Annotated in this window: 20 protein-coding genes; all 20 read right to left on the bottom strand. The window is 69.5% G+C overall.

Annotation, left to right across the window (positions count from 1 at the left end; translation table 11 throughout):
- Positions 1-175: 175 nt before the first annotated feature.
- Entirely contained in the window at positions 176-469 is a 294-nt protein-coding gene (gene cas2, locus BM242_RS25865; protein WP_245834533.1) for a CRISPR-associated endonuclease Cas2, read from the bottom strand.
- On the bottom strand, positions 466-1,500 hold the full coding sequence (cas1c, locus tag BM242_RS25870; RefSeq protein WP_093841360.1) for a type I-C CRISPR-associated endonuclease Cas1c: 1,035 nt from the start codon (positions 1,498-1,500) through the stop codon (positions 466-468). The genes cas2 and cas1c overlap by 4 nt, the downstream gene beginning before the upstream one ends.
- On the bottom strand, positions 1,497-2,123 hold the full coding sequence (gene cas4, locus BM242_RS25875) for a CRISPR-associated protein Cas4 (protein WP_245834534.1): 627 nt from the start codon (positions 2,121-2,123) through the stop codon (positions 1,497-1,499). The genes cas1c and cas4 overlap by 4 nt, the downstream gene beginning before the upstream one ends.
- Positions 2,124-2,158: 35 nt before the next feature.
- The gene (gene cas7c, locus BM242_RS25880) at positions 2,159-3,097 is read right to left on the bottom strand and encodes a type I-C CRISPR-associated protein Cas7/Csd2 (RefSeq protein WP_217652592.1); all 939 of its coding nucleotides are present in this window, start codon (positions 3,095-3,097) and stop codon (positions 2,159-2,161) included.
- Positions 3,098-3,179: 82 nt separating this feature from the next.
- The gene (gene cas8c, locus BM242_RS25885; RefSeq protein WP_175541586.1) at positions 3,180-4,955 is read right to left on the bottom strand and encodes a type I-C CRISPR-associated protein Cas8c/Csd1; all 1,776 of its coding nucleotides are present in this window, start codon (positions 4,953-4,955) and stop codon (positions 3,180-3,182) included.
- A gap of 4 nt (positions 4,956-4,959) precedes the next feature.
- Entirely contained in the window at positions 4,960-5,724 is a 765-nt protein-coding gene (gene cas5c / locus BM242_RS25890; RefSeq protein ID WP_093841364.1) for a type I-C CRISPR-associated protein Cas5c, read from the bottom strand.
- A gap of 526 nt (positions 5,725-6,250) precedes the next feature.
- Positions 6,251-8,458, bottom strand: coding sequence for a CRISPR-associated endonuclease Cas3'' (locus tag BM242_RS25895; protein ID WP_342747010.1), 2,208 nt, complete (start codon positions 8,456-8,458; stop codon positions 6,251-6,253).
- A gap of 478 nt (positions 8,459-8,936) precedes the next feature.
- Positions 8,937-9,152: a hypothetical protein gene (locus BM242_RS25900; RefSeq protein WP_093841365.1), complete on the bottom strand. Its 216-nt coding sequence runs from the start codon at positions 9,150-9,152 to the stop codon at positions 8,937-8,939.
- Between the two features lie 5 nt (positions 9,153-9,157).
- Positions 9,158-9,394, bottom strand: a complete 237-nt coding sequence (locus tag BM242_RS25905; RefSeq protein ID WP_093841366.1) for a hypothetical protein — start codon at positions 9,392-9,394, stop codon at positions 9,158-9,160.
- A 344-nt stretch (positions 9,395-9,738) separates the two neighbouring features.
- Positions 9,739-9,939 carry a type I-E CRISPR-associated protein Cas6/Cse3/CasE gene (locus BM242_RS25910; RefSeq protein ID WP_093841367.1) on the bottom strand — a complete coding sequence of 67 codons (201 nt, stop codon included), beginning with the start codon at positions 9,937-9,939 and terminating at the stop codon, positions 9,739-9,741.
- On the bottom strand, positions 9,882-11,021 hold the full coding sequence (locus tag BM242_RS25915; RefSeq protein WP_093841368.1) for a hypothetical protein: 1,140 nt from the start codon (positions 11,019-11,021) through the stop codon (positions 9,882-9,884). Before BM242_RS25915 ends, BM242_RS25910 begins: the two co-directional genes overlap by 58 nt.
- On the bottom strand, positions 11,018-11,854 hold the full coding sequence (locus BM242_RS25920; RefSeq protein ID WP_093841369.1) for a thiopeptide-type bacteriocin biosynthesis protein: 837 nt from the start codon (positions 11,852-11,854) through the stop codon (positions 11,018-11,020). Before BM242_RS25920 ends, BM242_RS25915 begins: the two co-directional genes overlap by 4 nt.
- Positions 11,855-11,875: 21 nt before the next feature.
- On the bottom strand, positions 11,876-13,117 hold the full coding sequence (locus tag BM242_RS25925; protein WP_425443934.1) for a lanthionine synthetase C family protein: 1,242 nt from the start codon (positions 13,115-13,117) through the stop codon (positions 11,876-11,878).
- Positions 13,114-16,203: a lantibiotic dehydratase gene (locus BM242_RS25930; protein ID WP_093841370.1), complete on the bottom strand. Its 3,090-nt coding sequence runs from the start codon at positions 16,201-16,203 to the stop codon at positions 13,114-13,116. Before BM242_RS25930 ends, BM242_RS25925 begins: the two co-directional genes overlap by 4 nt.
- Positions 16,204-16,277: 74 nt before the next feature.
- On the bottom strand, positions 16,278-16,445 hold the full coding sequence (locus tag BM242_RS25935) for an FxLD family lanthipeptide (protein ID WP_245834535.1): 168 nt from the start codon (positions 16,443-16,445) through the stop codon (positions 16,278-16,280).
- Between the two features lie 90 nt (positions 16,446-16,535).
- The gene (gene fxlM, locus BM242_RS25940) at positions 16,536-17,741 is read right to left on the bottom strand and encodes a methyltransferase, FxLD system (RefSeq protein ID WP_093841372.1); all 1,206 of its coding nucleotides are present in this window, start codon (positions 17,739-17,741) and stop codon (positions 16,536-16,538) included.
- A gap of 616 nt (positions 17,742-18,357) precedes the next feature.
- Positions 18,358-19,155, bottom strand: coding sequence for a type I-E CRISPR-associated protein Cas6/Cse3/CasE (locus BM242_RS25945; RefSeq protein ID WP_093841373.1), 798 nt, complete (start codon positions 19,153-19,155; stop codon positions 18,358-18,360).
- A 125-nt stretch (positions 19,156-19,280) separates the two neighbouring features.
- The gene (locus BM242_RS25950; protein WP_139238454.1) at positions 19,281-20,357 is read right to left on the bottom strand and encodes a CPBP family glutamic-type intramembrane protease; all 1,077 of its coding nucleotides are present in this window, start codon (positions 20,355-20,357) and stop codon (positions 19,281-19,283) included.
- Between the two features lie 184 nt (positions 20,358-20,541).
- Positions 20,542-22,686, bottom strand: coding sequence for a tetratricopeptide repeat protein (locus BM242_RS25955; protein WP_139238455.1), 2,145 nt, complete (start codon positions 22,684-22,686; stop codon positions 20,542-20,544).
- Complete coding sequence (locus BM242_RS25960) at positions 22,683-23,051, bottom strand: hypothetical protein (RefSeq protein ID WP_139238456.1); 369 nt, start codon at positions 23,049-23,051, stop codon at positions 22,683-22,685. Before BM242_RS25960 ends, BM242_RS25955 begins: the two co-directional genes overlap by 4 nt.
- Between the last annotated feature and the right edge of the window lie 123 nt (positions 23,052-23,174).

The following is a 23,174-nucleotide window of genomic DNA, read 5'->3' on the forward strand; positions in this document are numbered from 1 at the left end:
AGTTGCGACTCTCGGCCGTCCCGGAGGACGGCCGCCACGGTTTCTGGCCAGGGATAACGCCGAACTGCGTGACGCGATAGGCGGAAGTTGCGCCTGGTATTTCACTCAATTCCGACATTTTGCTTCGGTGTGAGTTGCGTTTGGCGTGTGCACTTGTGGTTCCGAAGCGAGTTGATCAGAGGACGAGGTCGTCCCGGTGTGACTGTACTCGGGCGATCCCGAGGGTTTGGACATCGGCAAGGCCGTTGTGGGGAAGGCGGTAGATCCGGATGCTGTCGCGTTCGGTGTCGATGGTGCTGTCGATACGTGCCAGGAGTCGGAGCAACTCGGCGTCGTCGGCGACGATTTCGAAGACCGATTTCTGGACGCGGAGGCCGTAGCCTTCGCAGAGTTTGGCGACGCGCCGGAGTCGCTTGGCGCCTTCTGGGCTGGTGGTGTCCACGTCGTAGGTGAGGAGAAGGTCCATCATGCAGCCGTCCAGGGCAGGTAGCCGGGAAGGTCTCCGCGGACGTGGCGGGCGAGCAGGCGGGCCTGCATGACCGGGAGCAGTCCGGCGGGGACATCGCGACCAGCAATGCTGTGCTGCCAGTGCTGCTGTCTCCAGTCCTGCCATGCGCGCAGTACGTCGCTTCTGCCATCGTCTGTGAGCCGGACGGCTCCGCCGGGCAGTTCCTCGAAGTGTTCGACGCGCAGCTGTCGGCGGTTGAGCAGGGTGAGTGCGAGACGGTCCGCGAGGATGGGGCGGAATTCCTCCATGAGGTCGAGGATCAGCGCGGGTTTGCCTGGCCGGATGCCGTGGAGATAGCCCACGTAGGGGTCGAGGCCTACCTGCTCGGTCGCACCGTGGACGAGGCCGCGCACAAGTCCATACAGAAACGACAGCAGGGCATTCACCGGATCGGTCGGCGGCCGACGGGCTCGGCGTTCGAAGGGAGGTATTCCCTCGGCGGGGCGAAGCGCGTTGCGGAAGGCGGCGAAGTGGAGGCGTGCGGCGTCACCCTCGATGCCGCGGAGGGCGTCGAGATGGGGAGCCGAAGCGGTGGAGGGAAGACTCTCGGCCAGTTTCAAGGCGGCGGCGCGCATCGCTTCCTGCGCTGAACGGGGAGCGTCGCGGGCTGTTCGGAGGATGATCCAGCGGCTGTTGCGGATCTTTCCGGCAACGATGCTGCGGGCGATCTCGAGGCAGCCGTCCTTGTCGTCGTGTATCTGGTGCTGGGCGTGACGGAGGAGAACGTTGCCGCGTACGGCGCCGTCGAGGCGTCCCAGGTAACGACCGCTGCGACTCATCCAGGTGATGGGTCGGGCGTCCTGGGCACAGCGGGTGATCAGTTCGGTGGAGAGATTGACGTGTCCGTAGACGACGATGGCATCGAGGCGGCGCAGCGGAAGGGTGCGGCGGCCGGTGTCTTCAGGAACGCGGACACGGACACAATCTTCCTCGAGGCGGAGATCGGCTCCCTGGGTCTGGACGTAGAGGGTGTTGAGAAGTTCGGTGGTCATGCGCGCTCCGGTGCGGGGGCGATGCGGTAGAGATCGCGGAGAGCCTGCCGATAACGGCGGTCGCCGGCGAGGACGCGGGGCATGCAGGAGTTGGCCATGGAGCAGCGTCGGCAGCGGCTGTCGGCGACCGGCGGGGGAAGGGCGCTGGAGGTAAGCATGCGCCGGATGACGCTGGTCAGTTCAGCCACCCGCTCGCGCAGTGGCTGGTCGACGGCGATGAGATGACGTCTTCGATCGGCGGCTGAGTACACAGCGGCCTGCGTGATCGTGGTGCGGAACATCTCTTCCAGGCAGATGGCCTGCCCGGCGGCTTGCACGTCGGCGGGGCCGGCGGGCCGATAACGGCCGGACTTGTGCTCGACGGGCAAAACGCGACCATTTGCGTGGAGTTCGACGGTGTCGCAGACGCCGACCAGGCCGAGGGCGTCATTCCAGACGGGCAAGGCGTGGAGGGTGCGGACGGAACCTCTTCCGCGGTTGCCCGGGGTGTCGACACGTTGGTGGAGAAGGGTGCCACGGACGGTTGCGGCGTCTTCTTCGAACGCGTCCTCCAGGAGGATGAGCCCGGACTGGCGGGGGCAGTAGGCGTAGTGCTCCAGGGCGGAGAGGGGAACCTGCAGCACGTTCCCCTCTCCGCCCTGGAAACCAGGCGACTCCGTCATGCCGGCGCAGAGGCCGTGGGGCGGGCGAGAGTCGTCAGGGTGACGCCGACCGGGAGGTCGGCGGCTGCAGGATCAGAGAGTGTGTAGTCGTCGATGCAGCGAGCGGGGGCATCCCCTTGTCGGGTGGCGGTGACGAGGTCGGTGAGGTTGTGTGCGGGCACTTGGCCGAAGGCGTCGTCGTGGGTGAAGACGTGGAGGGCGCGCAGGCTCAGGCCGGTGCGGGCGGCAGCGCGGTCGTGCTCGAACATGAGGGTGAACGCACGCCAGAGCATGGCGAGGTCATCGCTGGTGATGCCCGTCTTGGCAGCCAGGGGCGCGCTGAAGTGACCGGTCCCCTTGTAGAGGCCGTAGGGGATGATGTGCTTGGACCCCATTTCGGTTTCTTTGGCGTTGCTCTTCTTCTCCTTGTCGGACTTGGTCTCGGGCTGCGGATTGTTCCAGGCAGCCAGTTCCTCTACGCGGGTGGGAGTGACCCGCGTGATGGCGACATCGAGTGGGGTGACGGGGTCGATGGTGCGTGCGAATCCAAGCTGGACGGGGCCCTGGACTCGACCAGCCCATCTCTCCCGCTTGCCAGTCGTCATGACGGCGCCGAACATGCGCACGTCGAAGAAGTTCTTGCACATCCACTGCTGGGCGGAGTCCTTGCTGGTGGCGCCGCCCTCGTGGTACGCCCGCTCGTGTTGGGAGTTCAGTGCGGTGCCCGCCTCGATGTAGATCTCGTATCCGGGCCTCTTCTCCACGGCGTTGAACAGTGCGACGGTGTTGCGGATCTTCCGCTTGATGGCGACATCGGTGATGAGCCCTTGGCCGGTGACCAGGTCTGTGCGGGGGATGCCGCCGTTGTCCGGATCACCGTTCGGGTTGGAGTCCAGGGCCTCGATCAGGAAGACGAAGTCGTGCTTGCGGCCGGGGTCGAGATGCGGTGCGGTCACGATTGCCGGTGTCCTTTGAGGAGAGTCGGGTAACGGTCGGGTGAGAGGGCCTTACTCGGCTGCTTCGTGGGGCGGGGTGTTGTCAACCGTGAGCGTTCTCATCGGTGCTGCCATCGGCTGACTTGCGCTCCTGGATCGCTTCGAAGTCGGCCTGCCGCTGGTGGTAATAGCCCATGACGAAGTCGCACTGCTCCAGCACGCTCAAGTGCTGCGGGAGACCGGTGCGCGGGACGCGGCCCATGAACTCACGCAGGCGTGAGTCGAGAGCGGTCATTGCTCCGCGGTTGTCGCGGCCCAGCCGCTTGAGGTGGGCGTTGGCGTTTCTCAGCAGCTGCACCATCGTCGCGCGGGGAGCCGTTGCGGCGACGGAGAAGTACTTGTCCCGGAGACTGGTGTTGAGGTCGGGGATCGCGCTGCGCTGGATCTCTTCCAGCACGGCGAACATCCTGCCCCAGAGGTAAACGGGGTGGTTGTCGGCGTCATCAAGAGCGTCGGGCATCTCGGCTTTCCTGCATTCGTCGAGTCGGTTGAGGGCCAGGCGGATGAGGGCGACGCGCGGCGCGTCGATATGCCGGTCGGCGTGAATGCGTTGCATCAGCATCGGCAGAACACGTGCGGGGAGCCGGGACCCGTGCAGTGCTGCGAACAGCAGTTCAGTCTCCAGCCCAACAGGGGCGCTGTCCCGCACGTAGCGCTCGCCGTTCCAGCGACCGCAGCACAGAGCCATCAGCCACACCGGGACATGGCGGATACGGCCTTTCCACCCCTCGTGGATGCCGTGCTGGGAGAACCACAGGCCGAGGGTCCGCTTGACGTCGGCGACAGGCACGTCGAGCCAGTCGCGGACGACGATGCGTGCGTTGTTCAGGCCGATGGTGAGCCCGTAGAAGGCATCGGCGTCGACTCCGCTGACTGCCCTATGAGTCGGCTGGTCCTGGATGCTGCCGATGAGCCGCGCGATGGTGGCCTCGTCCGGCTGGTCGTTGAGAGTGGTGACGAGATCCGGGTCTTCTCCCGGCCGACGGGTCCACCAGACGAAAGCGCCATGGTCCTTGAACCGCCGACACTGGGTGCGGGAGGAGAGCAAGTGGTTGAGGGAGGCCATGGCGTGGCTGCCGCACCGGTGGCAGATTGGGGTGTTGGTGAGCTGCTGGATTCCATTGCGTCCCTGGGCGGCGCTGTTGATGGAGACCAGTTGGCCCTCGTTGCTGCCTCCGGCGGTCGGAACCGATCCCTTCTTGACCGGTTCTGGAATCGTTGTGAGCAGCGCTCCGTGAGTACCGCACACCAGGCACAGTCCGGAACGGTCTTCGCCGCCGCCCTTTCGTTCCCGCACGACTTCGGCCCACAGCCGCTGGACAGAGGGCAGGGTGTGCAGCCACCGGGTGCCGACCCGGAGCGCGATCATCTCCTTGTGGCCCACGTCCTCGGTGGCAGGCCACGCCGCGTCCGGTGCGGTCAGAAAGGTCCGGACGGCCGCTGCGGCAGGGTCGTGCGGCGCGGTGTCCGCCCAGCGCAGCGCCAGTTCGCGATAGGCGGCGTGGCGGCGCTGGGCCTCAGCCCGGTCCTTGTCGGTCGGCGCGTTCCGGCCGTTCACCTTGGGCACACCGAGCACGAACTCGGCAGTGTCCACCAGCAGGTACGGCGGGACTTTCGTCCCGGACCGCTGTACGTGCGGAACGTGTTCGATCAGTGCCTGGTCCCGCAGCTTGGCCGGCTTGCGGCGGTCCTCCAGTTCCGCGAATTTTCCGTCCTCGGCAAGGAGCAGCACGCGGTCGATGACCTTGGCCCGATGGTATTCGGCGGGCAGCTCGTCGGTGGCCCGCTCGGCGTACTCGCTCAGCCGTTGCAGCAGCATGGGATTACCCTCCGGCCGTGTCGGCTCGCCATGGGGCGCCCGGCGTGGCGACCGCGTCATCGGGCAACGGCTGCTCGGGTACGTGCATGACACCTTCCGTCACCGAGGCCCGGAACCAGCGGTACCGTTCGCCGGCCGGGGTGTATTCGATCGAGTGGAGCATTACGCCCAGTTCATCGGTCCAGTCGGCATGGGCCGGCAAGCTGCTGGACGGGCCGAAGTGCGCCGTGAACTCGCGGCACCCGAAGAATGGCTGGGAGAAGCAGGCCCCGCGCTCCACCCGGCGGCGCAGCTGCTCGCGGTACTTCTCCTCCGACGCCGGCGGGAACCCACCACCGCCGGCGCGAGCCTTGGGTGAGACGACCACCTGGGCGTGGATGCGGTACCGCACGTCCCGAAGAGCCGTTGTGCTGCGCTGGTCGCGGTCGACCTCGACGTCATAGTGCCTGTGTCTGTCCTGCTGCAGTGACGCCACCTGGGAAGCGGTCGTTACCGAGCACACCTCGTTCCGACGGATGCGCATCCATCGGACCGGACTGAGCACCTCGATCCGCCGGATCACGTAGCGGAACTCCGGCTTCCAGAACACCGCGCGGAGTACACCGTCCGCAGCCGATGGTGTTATCAGCGGGTAACTGACGCGCTCCGATTTCAGCTCGGGCCGGGTGAAGCACGCCAGGTCACCCCATGTCTCGACCACAAGGTCTGGAAAAGCCCATCCGCCATTGCCACGCGCCAGACGCCGCGCAGTGGCAGTTGTCGAACCCATCCGATGTTCCCTTCGAATTCTGTGGTCCTGTGCAGGGCCTTGCGTTTACTTCGCCAGCGCTCCGGTATTCGAGATGTCGGCTGCTTCGGGGGGCGTCGAGTCAGCTTCCCGAACTGTTGCCTCGACGACCGGCGAGCGGGCCGCGTGGCGCACCTGGCAGTTGTCGGTGAGTCGGCTACTGTCTCGCACTACTGGAACGGTGCCTGATACTGCTAGTCGGAAAGCAAAGGAACTCTCCGATGCAGAATCCCTTCGCTGAGATGATTTTCCTCGTGGTAGTGGTCGTCGTCCTCGTTGTAGCCCGCGTCCCGGTGACGATGACTCTCACGCTGGGTCTGACAGTGGACGCATCCCGCCGCGCGGGATGACCTGTGCGGCGGGGCGCGTGCACCTTGTACTGCCAGTCGTCAAGCGTTACGACTCTCGGCCTCCGTGCTCACAAAATGCTCAGAGACCGCCATCGCCCCTGGAGGACTCGCCCATCGTTGCACAGTGACACTGCGGCATGCCCATCTCTATCAACTGCTCAGATCAAGAATGCAGCAGGATCCTCCGTCCGCTCACTGTCCAGTCCGCGGGCGGCGTCGTAGAAGCCGCGCCACACCACCAAGTCCCCTACGACCGGTTCCGCAATACCACTGCTCAACGCCTTCAGCACCTCGTGCCGGGGCAGTGAAGCCGTATGCGGCTGGAGCCGCCGCAGCACCTCTGGTCCGGTCGGATACGGATCTCGGAGCTGCTTGATGTCTGCTTCGATCCGATCGCGGTCCTCTTCCGACTTCTCCGGCCGCACAACCAGTACCGGTTGCGAGTAGCTATCGTCGATCATGCGGAATTCCCTGGCGACTTCTGGGAAATCCAGCGCCCGGCGCAACTGCTGGATCTCCTCGCCAAAAGCACGGCCGTCGGTACCCTGCGCTGCGTAGCGGTCGGTGTAGTAGCGAGACAGCGCCGCAAGGTCATCCGGATCAGCCAGATCTGGGCCAAAATTCCGCTCAGAGGCGCTCTTGGCGGCATCGTACGATCCGCCTCGTGGGTCGCCACCCTCCGACGGACGAAAGATAACTACTCTGCCCTGAGTATTGCGCCCATCGCGGTTGCAGCGGCCGGCCGCCTGCTGCAAGGACTCCGCCGGGGCCATCGCCCGGTACACACAGGGAAAGTCGATATCGACACCGGCCTCGATCAGGCTGGTGGAAACCACGAATGTGCGCAGGCCGGCGGCGAGTCTGGAACGAATGAGCTCGATTACTTCGCGGCGGTGCTCCGCCGTCATTCTGGTGGAGAGGTGGAGCACCGCTGGCTGACCCGGGGTCCTCAGTCGGTCCCCCATGGAGGCTGCTGACGCTGCACTGCCCGATTCCCCGGCCCCCGCCAAGTTCACCAAGCACTTGTGAAGTACAGAGGCGTCCTTCGTCGTGTTGACCACCGCCAGAACCTGTGACTCGGGTTCACCGGCGATATCGTCAGCGACCTCCTCCCACGACAGGTCCGCATCCGAGCGCCAGGTGTACTTCACCCGCCGCAGCTCGGTGAACAGGCCCTGGACATCGTCGATGACCATGTGGCGCGGGGAGCCTTCCAGCTCGGGAAGCGTCCAGAACTCGGGCTGTGTGGCGGAGGCCAGCACGACCGAGGCACCGAAGTGCTCCACCAGGCCGCGCAGTGCACTCAGAATCGGCGCGAGCAGTCGATCAGGAAGGGCCTGCACCTCATCGAGCACGATCACCGCCCCTGCCAAGCGGTGCAGCTTGCGCATGGCCGCCGGCCGGTTAGCGAACAGAGACTGGAACAATTGCACCGTCGTCGTCACGACCATCGGCGCATCCCAGTTCTCCGCCGCCAGCCGCGCCCACCGGCTGGCGCCGCCGGTTCCGTCCAAGTCAGCGGAGCTGTGGTGCTCCAGGACCACGGGAGCCCCGGCCTCGCCCTCACCCGGATCCAGCAGGTCTCGGTACACCTCGGCGTTCTGTTCGGTGATGCTGATGAACGGAACTGCGACTACCACCCGGCGCAGCCGGTGCCTTGCGGCATGCCGTAAGGCGAACCCGGCAGAGGCCAGGGTCTTGCCACCACCGGTCGGGACATGGAGGACATAGACGCCCGGATTGCCCTCAGCGGCAGCGAGAGCCTGCTCGTACACTGTTGAACGGACCGCGTCCACCGGTGACGGTTCCTTGCGTTTGAGGTACGCGCGCCGCCGCGTCTCGAACCGGCTGTGCAGTGACGCCATGTCGGTGTCCGGCGCGACGCGCGGCGTTCCTGTACCGTCGAAGTGAGCGGCAGTGTCGAGGAAGTCGGCATCCACCAGACAACTGAAGAGCAGCCGAACCAGTAGATCCTTTCCAAGCCCGATTTGCCGGGCGGGCAGCTTCCTGAGCCAGTAGGGCGGCGCGATCACTTCTGAGCGGATGATTTCCGGAATCAACGCGGAAACGGCCTCCACAGCCTCTCGGGCGTTCGCCGCGTCGCGATCATCACCAGCCAAGGCACGCACAACCTCGCGCACCTTTGCACGGTCATGGAGACCCCCATGGTGACCGTGAACGACTGTGGCAAAGAGAAGTCCGGCGTGCTGGGCAGCCAGGCCCGCTCCGGCGTCCTTATGAGGAACACCGACCCGCTGGTGGCCTGCCTCTGCCCTGTGGATCAGCGCATCCTGCCACGCACAGCATCCCTTGCCGACATCGTGCACCAGTGCCAGATACTCGGCTAACTCGGCTGCTCCGAACACCGCACCGAACTGTCGTGCCAGAGCCGCCGAACCACGTAAGTGATCGACCAACTCGTGTCGGACGCCCGAGACTGTGCTGCGGCTGTGCGCGTACAGCCTCCTACCCCTCACCGCACCCCCAGAAGTCCTTCGTTCGCGATCACACTAGGGTCTTGGAAGCCGTCACTCCTCCAGTTTCGCGATTTTCGTACGACAGAATCCTCCGAAGGTGTATAGGCGCCTCGCGCCTGATCGCCTCTACCGGGCACTGCCCGGGCTGCGCCCGGCCGGTCTACGGCAGCTCCTCCCCCTACACGCTCCTCAGCCCGATGCCGTTGACCGGCTGTGCCGCACGTACGTCGACGGCAGCACACTGCGCGCCGTACGGGCCACCGGAGTGCCGATCCCGGCCCGGCAGCACCTGGTGCTCGGCATGTGCGGCAGCCTGATGGTCTGAACCCGTGACCGGCCGGTGCCGGCCACGGGCAGGACTCCGTTCTCAGCTGTCGGCCAAGACGTGGCCGGCCAGCTCTCCGAAGCCCAACACTCCAAGGATGGCGACCACGCCGATGAACGCCGACATGGAGAACTCCGCAGCCCCGAGCGTCGAGGCGACGAGCTGGACGCCGGCGAGCACGACGCAAGTGCTCCACATCGCCACCCGAGGGGCGAGCGAGACCACGATCTCGGCTTCGCCGTACAGGTGGACCAGCACGCTGATCAGCGCGACAGCGGCGAAGGCCGCCGAAGTGAAGAACGCCGCCGGGTCGGCCAGGACCGGTAGTCCACGAGCGCGTAGGTCATCGCCCCCGGATAGATCAGGGCAAGCAGCAGCGCACAAAGGCCGGCGGCCACGAAGACGACGCCGCCTTCCTCCGGGAGAGGCAGTGAGAGATCGAAGTTGTCGTTCTTGTTCTGAGCGGTCCCGTCCTTGTCCTGCGCAGCGTTATCCGCCATCGCTCTCCATTTCTGTGTCGGGGCGCACATTGTGGCAGGCAGGCTGGATGCCCCGACAGACGGCCGCCGCGCTCCACGCCGCCACGCCGGGGCAAGACCGCGCTGCCCATCGGGCCGGGTCCCCCTCCCCTCGCCACCGCCAAGCCCTCAGCGGCGGCTTCGTGCAGGGCGGCGGCCCGCTCCTGCTGTTGGCGGCGCGGTGCGCGGAGATCAGGGCGGTGAGGTGGCCGCAGGAGTTGCAGGTCGGCGCGTTCGCCCAGCAGGCAGGAGCGCAGAGTGTGCGGTCGGTCCTTGACGGGGCCGCCAGGTCCCCTGCCGGCGGTGGTGAACGTTGGATCCACGCTTCAACTCTGTCCGTGCAGGGCGGGGATGTGGAGCAGTCCGCAGCCATAGGCCCGGCCTCGGCCCAGACCTTCCACCAGGGCGCGGGCTGCGGCGACGGGGTCAGTGACAGTGCCGCAGTTCTCTGACGCCTTCGGCGGGCGTGTCAGCTTCCGGCGGGAGGTGTGGTGGGTGAGGTGACGGCGCCGTGCCCGAGGCAGCAACGCAGCCGGTCCTGAGCTGTCTGCACTGCGCTCATCAGGTCACTGCGCAGGGGTTCCGGAAGGGTCCCGGCGTCGAGTCCCGCTGTGCGGACCAGGCTGGTCAGAGCATGGTGCTGGCTGGCTGTCATGGCGTGTCGAAGCTGTGGGTGGGTGAGTGCGTCCCGGGCCGCGTAGCCGTCGGTGTGGGCCATGGCGAGGATGTCTGTGTGCAGTTGGGGTATCCGGCCGTCGGTGTGGCCTGCTGCCAGGACCAGCGTCGCGATGCCGACCCGGGTGAGGAAGACGGTCGTGCCGGGGACGGGCTGCCGCCGCAGGGTGAGCGCTGTGGTGAGCATCGCGTCGACGTGCGTCGCCGGTGCGGAACCGGTGTCTCGGCACATGATGCGCAGCAGGTTCCGTACTGCTTCTTCCCAGGGTTCGGAGGGGCGGCTGTTCTCGACCAGGGCGGTCGCTTCGTTGTGTCGTCCGTTCTTGGCGAGGGCGAGGATGGTGGTCTGCCGGCCGTCGAGGAGCCGGGCGCCGACGCCGCGGTGGGTGGCTGCGGCTTCGGCGGCTTCGTGCCAGCGGCCGGCCTGGGTCAGGGCGCGGGTGCCGTCGGCGAGGAGTGCCGCCCACACCAGGGTGCACACGGTTTTGTAATCGCCGGCGGTACCGGTGATGGTGTGCAGGTCGACGGTTCGTCCGGTGATCTCGACGGAGGACTTGGCGCGGGCGGCGCTGAGGAGAGCTTCGAGCATGGCGTAGGCGCTGCTGCCGTCGCCTTCGCGGATGAGTTGCCGGGCAATGTTGAGGATCGGCTGGAGGGCGAGCTTCACCGCCCAGGGGGGAAGCGGCCGGGCCTGGTCGAAGACCGCGTACTGGGACCAGCACAGGGCGCGGGCGAGGTCGGGGACGGCGCAGTCGGAGGCGATGAGGGCTGCTTTGTTGCAGACCTCGGCGGCGCGGATGGCCTGCTGCTGAATGTCACCGGCGGCGGGCTGCGCGGCCAGGTCCTTCAGCTGGCGGATCCGTGCGTCAAGGGGGAGTGCGGGCGGGCGGGACCGCTGGACGAGCGGGAACCAGGACAGGAGCCGGTCGTTCATACGGGGGCTCCTGGCGCGCTGTGGTCCTCGGTGGCCGGGTCGGCGCCGAAGACGACGGCTTTGGCGCTGGCGGCGAGGGTGGCCTGGGTCGCGTGCGGCAGCCCGAGCCTGTTGAAGGCGAAGATGATGTGGTGGGCCAGCACCGCACGCAGTCCGCGGTGCAGCCGCCCGGCGTTGGCGAGGGCGGTGAGGTCCTGGCCTGTGGTGGTGAAAGCCTGCGGCCAGTCTGCGGGAAGGGGCAGCGGGGCGTCTTCGCGGGTGAGCTGGGTGATGTCGGCGGTCATCAGGTGTCGCAGACCGTTCCGCAGGTTCTTCAGCCGGTGGTCGGGCTGGGGTGGGGGAGGGTCGCGGTGGTCGGCCACGCGTGCCCAGACATCGCCCTGCTCGTACCAGTCGAGGCCGGCGGCGCGCAGCAGCGCTGTGCACAGCAGGATCGCCAGTTCGCGGCGGTGCGGCCGGTCGGGGTGGCGGGTGAGGTGGGCGATCAGGTGGTGGCTGTCGAGGTGGAAGAGCCGGTGGGCGCAGGTCATGGCCTCCGGTCCGCCGAAGGCATGGGTTTCCGGCTCGTAGATCACGGGGGTGACAGCGGTGATGTGCCGGGCGCGCTGGAGTGGGCCGAGGGTGTGCAGGAGGTGGTTCTCCGCCGTGGTGGAATCGCCCGGCGGCTGGTAGCGGATGCGCCAGCCGGGGGTCTTGCGGAGGAAGAACCAGGGGCCGATGAGGCGGGTGGTCTCGGTCGTGGTGAGGCGGGGGACGAGGTGGGTGAGAGCCGTGTGCTCGGCGGTGTCCCAGTCGGGGAAGGTGACGGTGATCTGCCGCCAGGTGGTGTCCATGTCCGTTCGGCTCCATCTCGTCTATGCCAGGAGGAGGAAGGTGTCCCAGCCCGATATGGGGACGGCGTTGGTGCCGAGGGCGTGCAGGGCGAGCGCGGTACCGGCGGCGCCGTCCAGGAGTTCGGGGTCGCGCTGGCCGAGGTGGGTGATCTGGCGGGTGAGCCGGTCGGTCAGGCGGGGCAGCTCGGCGGCGAGGGCGGGGTCGCGGGCGTCGGTGGCCATCCGCCAGGCGGCCTGGAGCAGCCCGGCGGTTCCGTGGCAGAGCCCGGTCTCGGTGAGCATCTCCAGCTGGTCCGGGTCCTGGAGGGTGGTGAGCATGGCCTGCTCGGCGGTCTTCCGGCGGCCGGGGTCGTCCAGGGCCATGCCCGCGAGTTGCTGGGCGCGGGCGGTGCCGGCGATGCCGTAGCACCACGAGGGCCGGGGCCGCAGCGCCGGATCGACGTGGTGCCGCTGGGCCTGGTCGAGGGTGATGAAGCCGGGCCACCAGGGGCCGGTGGCGTCGTGCTGGAGCCATCGGTCCATCCAGGCGCAGATGCGTTCCACCGCGTCGCGCGCGCCGGGGAGAGCCGGGCCGCTACGGAGGGACAGGGAGAGCAGGGCGAGGACGGAGCCGATGCCGTGGGCCATGCCGAAGTTCCCGTGCCCGCCGGGATAGTCGGAGCTCACTTCACCGTTGGGCGCCACGCCGGTCCACCACGCCGGGAGGTCGTGCTCCTGGGGGCGGGGTTCGGTCAGGCGGACCAGGTAGGCGAGGACGTCGGCGGTGATCGGGTGGTCCGGGTGGCGCCTGAGGTGGTAGGCGCCCAGTCCGGCCAGCCCGCGGATCACGTCGAACTCCTTCATCTCCGGAGGTTCGCCGCGGTCGATTCGGGCGTGTGCCTGGGCCAGGCGGCGGCGGGTGATGGTGATCGTGGCGTCATCCAGCTTCTTCAAGGCGTTCTGGTACCGCGCGGTGGGTCCCGCGGCGGCGTTCATGGCGTACGCCAGGGCGGGTGCTCCCATGTAGAGGCTGGCGTTGTCGGCGGCGGTCAGGTCCTCGGCGGCGACCGAGGACAGCCAGCTGTGTACGGTGGCCCAGTCGCCCCGGCCGCAGTGGGCGCGCTCAATGTGGAGCAGCGCGATGCCTGCGGCGCCGCCCGCGAGAGACTGCGGCCACGCCCGTTTACCCGTCGGTGCCGCGGTCCAGGCGGTGCGCGGGTCGGACAGCTGAGCGGCCAGCGTGTCGGCCAGGGCCAGCGCCTGCGGTAGCGGGGTCGGCGTCACGATGCTCCTCTGGTTGCGCGGGCTGTCCAGCTGAGTGCGGCGGCGCGGGCCAGGTGCACGCACAGCCGTTCGGCTTCCATGTCGATGCCGGCCATACGGGTGTGGTGCAGATGCAGCAGTTCCGGGAGCAGTGCGGTCACTGTGACTGTTCCCGCGGTCGCGAGGGCTGCTCGGTAGAGGTTCAGCGCCGTGCGCCGCCGGGTCCACTGGGCGAGGACCTCCTCGCCCCCGGGCTGCTGGGCCAGGTCGGTGCGATCGTGGGGGTTGGCCAGAGTGATCGCCTGTTTGTACACGACGCGGTCCGGCGCCGTGCCGGCGGGCTGGGCGCGGTCGATGAGCCACCGCATGGCTTCGCGCCGGGTGCCGATGAGGCCGGTGGTGAGGTCGAGCATGCTGGCTGCGGTCAGGGCCTGCCGGTCCGGCCCGTTCTTGGCCGCGCAGGCGGCCAACTGCGCGGTGGCGGTCCGGGAGTCCGCCGCGAAGTAGGCCTCGGCGGACTGCCACACCTGAGGGCCGCCGAAGCGGGCGGTTTCGGGGAAGTCGGTGTCCCACTGCACCAAGGCCAGCAGCCCGTTCTGGCGCAGTCTGCGGGTCCAGGCGGCGATCGCCGCGGCGGCTTCTGCGGCCTGGCCCTCGGGGACGGTCAGGCGCAGCCGCAGGTGATCGTCGGGGTCGCGGTAGGGCAGGAACCACCATCGCGTCTCGCCACCTTCAGGGTCGCGCAACCGGCGGAGAAGGTCCGGCAGGTGGCGGGTGAGGATGCCGGCATGGTGGCCCGGGTGCGCGTAGAGCTTGATGAAGAACCGCCCGTCGCAGCCGGGCAGCCGACCGTGCTCGCGCCCCGCCACAGGTGCGCCGTGCAGCCAGTACGGTGCGGGTGAGGGGCTTGTGGTGGTGGCGAGGGGGATGACGACTTCGTGAGGGTGGCCGTCGATCCAGCCCGCGTCGGCGGCGGTCTCGGCACGGAGTACCACCGTGCCCTCGCGCCGCAGGTCGGAGCGCAGGAGGGCCCGGTGCGCGGGCTCGGCCAGGTTCAGGCGCAGGCGCTGGTCTCCCTCACCCAGGTAGACGGTGTTCGGCACTGCGGCCAGCTCGCGCCAGGCGGACAGGGACTGGTCCCACTGCGCCCAGTTCGTGGTGTGGTCGGCGAGGTCGGCGGCGGGGAGTCGCCAGCGGGCCGGGGACAGGACCGTGCGCCCGTAGCGCAGCGCGGGCAGGAACGGCAGGCCGGCCGCCGCTCCCCAGTCGAAGGTGGTGCACGGGACGCTCAGCGCGTTGGTGGCTTCGGTGAGGAACCGCACCAGCGGATGGATGCGGCGGGTCGGCTCCACCGCGTTCATGGTCACGAACTCCAGTGGCCGGCGCCGTGACCTCGATATCAGGTACAGGCGGTGGGCGTCCGCGGTGACGGCGATGTCCTCCACGGGCACCAGGTCCGTTCCGCCGGGGTGGTGGAACTCGCCGAGACGGACCGCGACGGGCATCACCTGGGGGGCCCGGGCGACGTTCTCGGTGCTGACATACAGCGGGGGCGCGCAGACCTGGACGATCAGCGCGTTCTCCGTCGCCGTGGCCGCCGTCTCATACGCCGAAGCCATCCGCTCCCGGTCGCACCTGTCCAGCAGGCTGAGGAATCTGCCGGTCATCGTTCCGGCGGACCGTGAGACTCCGACGACCGCAAGGATGAACTCACCGGCATCCACAGCCCGAAGACTTCGGGACCCGATGCGCACGGTCAGTTCCGTGGACGGCTGAACGCGCAACTCCGGGCCGGACTCGCCGAGGTCGGCGACCATGGCGTCGTCCAGCACGATCTCGCGGGGGCGGCGCAGGGCGGCATTCTGCACGAGCGTCAGCAGCTTGGTATCGCGCTCGCTCAAGGCAGCGGGACCCGGGGCGGGTGGGCCGCCGAGGAAACCGGCCGGGTAGCCCAGGCCCGTGGCGCTGTCCACGGCGTCAAGGACCGGCACCACGGCGCGCGGACCATAGCGCTCCAGGAAGCGGCCGTGCCAGGCCATCCAGGCACGGGAGAGCGCGCGGCGGCCCGAGAGCCGGACGAGCACGGTGGCCGCCCGCGCGGCCTCAGCCGCGACCGCCGGGGGGATCGTCACCTCGGCGTCCAGGCACAGATCGACCGACAGCACCGGACCGGAGCCCTCGCTGAGGTCGCGCATCACCGCAGCGACCTCAGCGCGCTGCTTGTAGGCGACTTCCGGGTCGGTGCCGCTGTTGTGCTGTCCCAGGTCGCGGGCGATCTTGCGCAGCTTCCCCGAGGGTCCGGCCACGGTGGCGCTGCCCTCGGTGGCCGCGGTGCCGAGGACGGTCCGCACATGGGCGAGGGGGTCCGTCGCCGTGACCGCCGGGCGGAGGTTGGTGACCAGAAGACGCTGGGCGATCAGATCGGACAGGAGCCGGTTGATGGTCGCCGCGGGGACCTGGGGGAATTCGGCGGCCAGTTTGGCCGCAAGATCCGCCGTGCGGACGGGGGCGCGGGCGGCGTCCAGCGCAGCCTTGACCGGTGTGGTGAGGCGGGCCCGCACGTGGGCCGGGGTCCCGCCGCCACTTCCGGCAGGACGGTGCTCCAGCACCACATGACCGTCCCGCTCCACCGCGAGCGGATGGGCCTGGACCATTAAGCGTGGATGGAGCGCGCGGTCGGCTTCCAGGCGCTCGATCACCGTCGCGAGCCAGGTGGCATCGGGCCGGGCGATGACGTGGTGGCCGGTGCCGATGCGGGCTGCCGGCGCATCGCCGATGCGCGCGGGCGCTACTCCGGCGAAGAGACCGAAGGGGGTGGCCCGGCCCGAGGCGCGCAGCACGTAGCGCATGAGGGCCACCACCGCCTTGCGGACGGCCGGCTCGGGCAACTGCCGACCCTCACAGATCTGCCCGACGCGACGCGTCAGCACCGGGCTGGCCTGTTCCAGAGCGGCGGGGAAGCCGGGCATCTGCAGGACCTGCTCCAGCCACGGCCGCCACGACGCTGCCCCGTTGCCCTCGCCGGTCAGATCGGGCCAGAACGGGATGCGGCGATCCGGCGGCCAGGCCGCCGCCCGCAGCACCGCCGCATCGATGTACTCGTACACCAGCCCCCCTGTCGCCGCGTGGTGTCCGGCCGCGAGTCGCGGCCGGACACCACGGTTTTCGTACTTCGGACCGCCTACGGGCAGGTCGTGGAACAGGCGGACTCGCAGGTCTCACCGCAGCCGTCATCCGTCATCCGGATGAGCCTGTCGGCCTCGGGACCGGACTCGACGATGGAGACATCCAAATCCCAGCCGTCGACCATCCCCTCCTGGCCCTCTACCGCCGCGGGGACCGTAGCCACCGCTTCCTCGGACTGCACGGACACAACAACCTCCCTGATAGTTGGGTGGTGCACACGGCCCTGCCCCGGCTCCCCGCCAGGGCAGGGAACCTATGACCAGGAGATCTGAACCGCCCCGAACCGCTTCGCCACGACCCCAGCAGAGGGTTCGGCCGTCCCCTCGGGCATCCGCACGTACCGGATACGGGCCGCCCCGCGCCGCCGGTGATCGGAGGCCCACCGCCGCAGCAAGTCCACATACCGCGCGGCGACCGCCTCGGCCTCGGGCCCGTGAGCGAACACCCCGCTCTCGAATCCGCCGGTCTCCTCATTGGGCCGCTTGGTCCGGTACGCGAAGCTGCCTCCGACCACCAGCGCCGGGACACCGCGCGTCACCGACAGCGCGAGCGCGCCCTGGTCGACCAGCTGCTTGCTGCCGTGCAGCATCGCCATCTGAGGCGTACTGGTCGCCAGAAACAGCTCCAGCTCATCGGGCAGGTCGAACGCGGCACCGGACCAGACCTCCAGCCGCGGCGTGTGCACGGCGGCAGCGAGGGCCTCGGTGTCGAACTCCTGACGCTGGTCATCGACCTGAAGAGCGATCCCGTCCGCGATCGGAACAAGCCGCTCGGTGTAGGCGCCGCTGCCCTGCATCGGCACGAAGCCGCACAGCCGGTAACTGGCACTGACCAGCCCGCCATCCTCGCGGTCGAACGCGAACGACCGGGTCAGGCCTCGCATCCGCAACGGGACGACGATCCTGCCACGTTCGGACATCTGCTCCAGCCATGCTGGCGGGATGTCCCACGCCCCCGCTGTGACGATGATCCGGTCGAACGGTGCGTGCTCGGGTACGCCGCCGTCGGCGTCGGCCAGCACCACCTGAACCCGGCCGTACCCGGCCGCGTCCAGGCAGGCGCGGGCGCGCTCAACGATCTCCGCGTCGATGTCGGCGGTGACCACCGTGCCCGCCTCACCGACGAGCTCGGCGAGCAACGCGGCGTTGTACCCGCCCGAGCCCACTTCGAGTACGCGCATCCCCGGCTCGATCTCGGCCTGTTCCAGCATCACCGCCTGGATATGCGTAGCCGACAGCGAGCTGAGAGCGTTCCCGGATCCGTCGCGCTTGATCACCAGAGCCTTGTTCGCGGCATACGCCGACTCCAGCGGCTGGTCGGCCGCGAAAAGGTGCCGGGGCACCGTCGCGACAGCCTTCGCGACCGCCTTGGACTGGAGCACCCCCATCCCCTCCAGTTCGCCCACCATGGCCGCTCGCAGCGAGGCCGCCGTGTCATCGGTTTCTCGGACCGTAGTCATGTCATCACCCTAGCCAGCTGTGATCGCGTTTACGGGCACGGCGAAAGAGCCGGGTCCCGGCTCGTACGGGGCAGCGGAGCCGCAGAAGTTCACGCTGCTGTTAGGCGGGCGCGGTCGTACAGCATGCGCAGCAGCAGCGGACTCCGCCGCCCCCAGGGGATGCGCGCGGGCGGGGTGGTTTTCTGCTTCGTGTGACTGGCTGGCAGGTGCCTGTGGCTGGGGGCGTGGGGGGATGTGGTGCTGTGGCATTCGAGCAGTACCTGGCGGTGGTGTTCCGGCAGGGGGTGTGCTCCGAGGATGCTGGTGACGTGGCTGCCCACCGTGTTTCTCCTCCGAACTGCTGAGCGGACATGGGGTCAACGACGGCTCGCTGGTGCCGGTTATGGCCGGGCATCTGCTGGTCGTTGTCCTGTCCCGGCCGTCGGTTTGCTGGCCGGGTGCCCCACGGTGGGTGAGGAGAAGGGGCGGGCGCCGGGGGCGCCTGCGTGGAAGGAGGCATCCGGGTATCGGCTCGGGTGGTGAACTTGGCCGATGTTCCTGGTGCGGCCCCACGGGTGTGAGGAAGGCGGGTGGCAGAAGGTTGGTGCACCCTCGCCGTTCCCGGTGGGTCAGTTTATCAACTCTGTCCGTGCAGGGCGGGGATGTGGAGCAGTCCGCAGCCATAGGCCCGGCCTCGGCCCAGACCTTCCACCAGGGCGCGGGCTGCGGCGACGGGGTCAGTGACAGTGCCGCGCCCCTGGAAGTCCCTGATGATCAGCTGGATGGTGCCGCGGCGGCTGGTCCCGGTCAGGCGCGTCGCCGGAGAGATGGCCGGAGAGCCGGTCAGGTGGATGCCGTTCTCCGCCAGGCGGCTGCGCAGCCACGCGCGGCACTCACGCGGCCGACGCAGAGGGAGCTGGCGGCGGCTGCGGGCGTCGCGGTAGACGGGATTACCGGTCAGACGGAAAGCGATCTCCTGCCCGGCGACCGGGTGCCACGCGAGGTGACGGACATCGGCGGCCACCACCCGGCCGGCGCGCAGCAGCGGCTCCCACACCGGGCGGATCGTCGTGCGCACCAGCACCGCAACAGGCCTGCCCGCAGCCGGAGCCCCGGTGGCAGCCGCGGTGGCCTGGGCACGCACGGCGGCGAAGAGCAGGCGCCCTGCGTGTTCGGGTCGGGCCGCGTCTTCCGGCAGGCCGGAGACGAGGAGCTGGTGCAGACGGCGGACGTCATGGCAGGCCTGCTGCTCATTGTCGCCAAGGACGAGGTGGGAGTGAAACAGCGCCAGTGGCAGTGGAGATGCCGCGCCGACGGTGCGGTCGACGGGGAAGCTCTCCTTGCCGCCGCCCAGCCAGCGGTTCCAGATCCGGGCCGACTGCGGCCTGACGGTGTCGATCTGCGCCGCTCTTGTCTCGGCGTGGTGAGATTCCATGAAAACTGCCTTTCGCGGTCAGCCATATCGCCCCACCCCGGGCGAGCGAGGCGGGCACGGGGGGCGGAGGGAGGAGGGCCGGCTGCCCGGGGTGCCGTGGGCTGGGCTGTGCCGGGCAGCGCGTGTTACGGGGCGCGACGGGCGGGGAGGGCCGCCGCTGGTGGCGAGGTGCGCCCGTTGCCGTCCGGTTCCCCGGCTTGGCTGCCGGAGGCGGCGGGCTGGGCGAAGTGCAGCAGCCACAGCGCTGCGCCGGCGGTCAGCAGCAGGGTGGCCGTGCTGGTGCGCCAGCTTGCGAAGAGGAGCGCGGTGCGTGTCCCGTCGCCGGTGTCCACGGCATACAGCTGGGGGATTACCCAGTCGCGGACCTTGGCGTCCCAGGTGAAGTGCGCCAGCAGCAGCGGGAGGACGGTCCGGTAGCGCAGGAACAGCAGCACCGCCACGGCGCCCGCCACCACTGCGGCCACCGCGGCGGCACCCAGATACGCATGGCCGGCCAGGCGCAGTAGCAGGCACAGCGCCACGGCTTCGCGCACCGGCCGGCCTGCGGCGCCGAGCAGGGCCAGCACTGCGGCGGTCTCGGCCAGTTCCTCGGCCACGGCGGTCCACACGAAGGCGGCGAAGGCCTGGCTGCCGGTGGTGATGCCGCCGGCCTCCAGCTGGTGGCCGCCGAGCGTGGACTGGGGGAACCACAGCGACACCGTGACCATGGCCAGCCCCGCCGCGGCGAACCCCAGCAGTGCGGCGGCGAACACCCCGCCCTGCGTGTCGGCGTCCGCGGGGCCCGCGGACGCGTGCAGCCGTACCCCGTGGTGGCGCAGGATTTCGCGCACCAGCCATACCGTCAGCCCGGCTCCGGCCAGGGGAGCCAGCACTCCGGAGGTGCCGCCGCCGTCGGCGGGCACCAGTCCGGCGGCGTCCGCCGCCACCGCGGCGGCCAGCGCGGCGGCACCGGCGAGTGCCCAGGCCGAACCGCTCTTGCGGGCGGCGGTCAGCCGTATCAGCCAGCCGGCCATGGCTATCGCGCCGACGGCCATCAGGACCCGGCCGACGAGGCCGCTGTGCGGGACCTGGATGGTCGCGTGCTCGCGCAGCGCGATCATCACGGTCGCCCACAGGCTGTGCCCGGAACCGGCGGCGATCAGTAAGGCCACATCACGGTAGGCGGCCCGGGCCTGTACGGGAGGAGAGGAAGGAGAGGTCACATCAGTTCCGGTGGTTAAGAGAGAGGAAGGGCTGGAGTTGAGCCGGCAGTCGGCGGGGCGGGCGGTGGGGCGGTGCCCTGGGCGCCGGTGCAGCGCGCGCGGACCGTGTGCCGGGCCTACCAGGCGGCCAAAGGGCCGGGCCGGCCGCGAGCGATGGCGCCAAGGACGTGGTGGTCTTGCGCCTTCAGACCCGTGCCTCGCCGGAGCCGTCGGCTTGGCCCGTCAGTGTGGTCAGGCGTTCGCGGACCCGGGCCGCAACGGCCGGGCGGACGGTGTCGAACAGGTCGGCCGCCTGCTGCCATCGATGCCGGGCGGTGTCGTTGTCGCCGGTCAGGGCGGAGATGTGGCCGAGCCATTCCAGGGTGTGGGCCTGCCAGCGTGCCGATCCGGCCGCACGGAACGCGAACAGCGCCTGCTCCAGTAGCAGCCGTCCGGCCTCGTGATCGCCGGACAGGGCGCGGGCATAGCCGAGCCATGCCGCGACCCGGTCTGCGTCGTAGCCGTCGCCGTGCTCGACCAGGATCGCGTGTGCCGCGGTGAGGTGGTCGATGGCTGTGTTGAGCTGTCCGGTGTGCAGGGCGCCTTCGCCGAGGGTGATCAGGGCAAGTCCCACGCCGCGGCGGTAGCCCGAGCTGTCCCACACGGCGATGGCTTCGCGCAGGAACGGCTCGGCCTTCTGCGGTCGTCCCATGTTGGTGTGGCAGCCGCCGATGCCCAGCAGGGACTGCCCCCGGTCGTGTACGTGCCCGGCAGCGATGGCTTTCTCCAGGGTCTGCTGGTACCAGCGGATCGCCTCGTCGTTGTGGCCGGCGGCGGCCAGGCCGATGGCGCCGGAGGTGAGCATCCGCCGCTCGGCTGCCGGGTGCTCGGCGGCCCGGGCCGCGTCCAGTCCCAGGCGGTGGGCAGCGATCCACTCCTCATAGGGCTGGATGCGCAGGAACAGTGGCCACAGGGCATCCACGAGCTGCCAGGTCAGGTTGTGCCACTGGGCGTCGCGGGTGTGGCGGATGACCGGCAGCAGGTTGTGCTGGTGGGCCACCAGCCAGGCCAGGGCCGCCGCTTGGTCGGGGAAGGCCGGCGGTTCGGGCAGCGGGTGGCGGTAGGTGCGCTCCATGGTGGCCTGGACGGGGGTGAGCAGTTTCTGCGCGGCGCTGGCGGTGGCCAGGAACCACTCGCATGCCCGCCGGGTGGCCACCTGCCGTTCCTCGGCGGTGTCCTCCTCCTGCGCGCACTGCTGGGCGTGCCGGTGCACCAGTTGCGTGGCCCAGGTGTAGCTGTCCGGCCGGCCCTCCTGCGGTGCGCGGCTGTCCAGCAGGTGGGCGCCGGTGAGCAGGCCGAGCGCGTGCTCGGCCTCCGCCCGGGGCAGGTTCGCCGCTGCGGCGACGGTGTCGGGGTCGAGGTCGGTGGTGGGCAGCAGCGCACAGAGCCGGTACACCCGGCGGGTGTGCTGCGGTAGTGATTCGTAGATTTCCTGGGCGGCGGCGGTCACGGCGAAGATTCCTTCGGCGGTGTGGGTGGACAAGGTGGTGTGGGGTTTGCGCTCCAGCGCGGCGGCAAGGTCCGCGGGGCGGCGGTGCGGATCGGCGGCCAGCACCGCGCCGGCCATCACCAGTGCCAGGGGCACCCCCGCGCAGGCGACGGCGATGCGCCGGGCCTCGGCCGTGTCCGGATCCAGGCGGCCTTCTCCGGCGCTGTCGGCCAGCAGTTGCACCGCGGCGGTGGGCGACAGCGGCGGCAGTCGGCACATCCGTGCTCCCGCTGTGGCCAGCTCGCTCAGCTGCCAGCGGCCGGTGACCACCACCAGGCTGCCGGTGCCGCCGGGCAGCAGCGGGCGCACCTGCGCGGCCGAGGTTGCGCCGTCGATGAGGAGTGCGAATTCCCGGGTTGCGGTGGCCGAGCGCCACAGCCCGGCCAGCTCCTGCACGCCACCGGGCAGAGCGGGGCCATAGCCCAAGGCGTGCAACCAACCACGCAGCACCACCGCCGGTGAGGCCACATCCTTGTCCCCGGCCGCCCCCACGTCGGCATAGAGCTGCCCATCGGGGTAGTGCTCGGCCAGTCGGGCCAACCAGTGGGCGGACAGCGTGGTCTTCCCCACGCCTCCGATGCCGGTGATCACCGCGATCGGCGTGCCCTGGTCCTCGGCGGCTCGGATGTGGTCCAGCGCGGCCAGCCGGTCCTCGCGCCCCATCAGTCGCCCACGTACCGGGGGAAGTTGCCGCGGTGAGGGAAAGACCGCAGTGCCCTGCTGGTGCAGGTGGAGGCCACCATGGACGGCGTGGGCCTGGACCACGGTACCGGCCATGCTGTTGGAGAAGGCGTTGTTCACCGCGCCCTCCCCGAGGCGGCCGGGGCGGTGCGTGCTACGTGGCTGAGTACGGCGGACAGCACCACTGGGTGCGTGAAGGGCTCCCGCTCGTCCCGGCGCAGCCAGACGAAGGGCGGCACGGAGTGGCCACTGATCGACAAGGGCAGCACGGTCCCGGCCGGCAGATAGCAGTCCTGCGGCCAGGCCAGGCCCTCGTCCGAGCCCGGCGGCACCGGCCACCACCACAACCGGGGCGTTACGCCGATCCAGCCCAGCCGCACGCGGGACCGGCGGTGCACCAGAAGCGGCAGCACCTGCCGGGCCATCAATTCGGGCATCACGACCGCGTCGTAACCCGTCCCGGCGCACACCGTGCTCCAGGCCATTGCCGGGTGGGTGACGGCGGGCCGGGGCGGCCGGGAAGGGGCCGAGCGTGGTGGGGTCGGGAGACTGGGCACGGTAGGACTCGCATTCGGCGGGAGGGCATGGGTTTGGGAAGTGGTGGCCCC

Source organism: Streptomyces aidingensis, assembly GCF_900112355.1.
GTDB classification, from domain to species: Bacteria; Actinomycetota; Actinomycetes; order Streptomycetales; family Streptomycetaceae; genus Streptomyces; species Streptomyces aidingensis.

Excerpts from the sequence above, each read along its gene's own strand:
- BM242_RS25945 (WP_093841373.1), bottom strand. The coding sequence starts at position 19,155 with ATGGAATCTCACCACGCCGAGACAAGAGCGGCGCAGATCGACACCGTC.
- cas5c (WP_093841364.1), bottom strand. The coding sequence starts at position 5,724 with ATGGGTTCGACAACTGCCACTGCGCGGCGTCTGGCGCGTGGCAATGGC.
- BM242_RS25915 (WP_093841368.1), bottom strand. The coding sequence starts at position 11,021 with ATGAACGACCGGCTCCTGTCCTGGTTCCCGCTCGTCCAGCGGTCCCGC.
- cas2 (WP_245834533.1), bottom strand. The coding sequence starts at position 469 with ATGATGGACCTTCTCCTCACCTACGACGTGGACACCACCAGCCCAGAA.
- fxlM (WP_093841372.1), bottom strand. The coding sequence starts at position 17,741 with ATGACTACGGTCCGAGAAACCGATGACACGGCGGCCTCGCTGCGAGCG.
- cas8c (WP_175541586.1), bottom strand. The coding sequence starts at position 4,955 with ATGCTGCTGCAACGGCTGAGCGAGTACGCCGAGCGGGCCACCGACGAG.
- cas1c (WP_093841360.1), bottom strand. The coding sequence starts at position 1,500 with ATGACCACCGAACTTCTCAACACCCTCTACGTCCAGACCCAGGGAGCC.
- BM242_RS25905 (WP_093841366.1), bottom strand. The coding sequence starts at position 9,394 with ATGGCGGATAACGCTGCGCAGGACAAGGACGGGACCGCTCAGAACAAG.
- BM242_RS25920 (WP_093841369.1), bottom strand. The coding sequence starts at position 11,854 with ATGGACACCACCTGGCGGCAGATCACCGTCACCTTCCCCGACTGGGAC.
- BM242_RS25960 (WP_139238456.1), bottom strand. The coding sequence starts at position 23,051 with ATGGCCTGGAGCACGGTGTGCGCCGGGACGGGTTACGACGCGGTCGTG.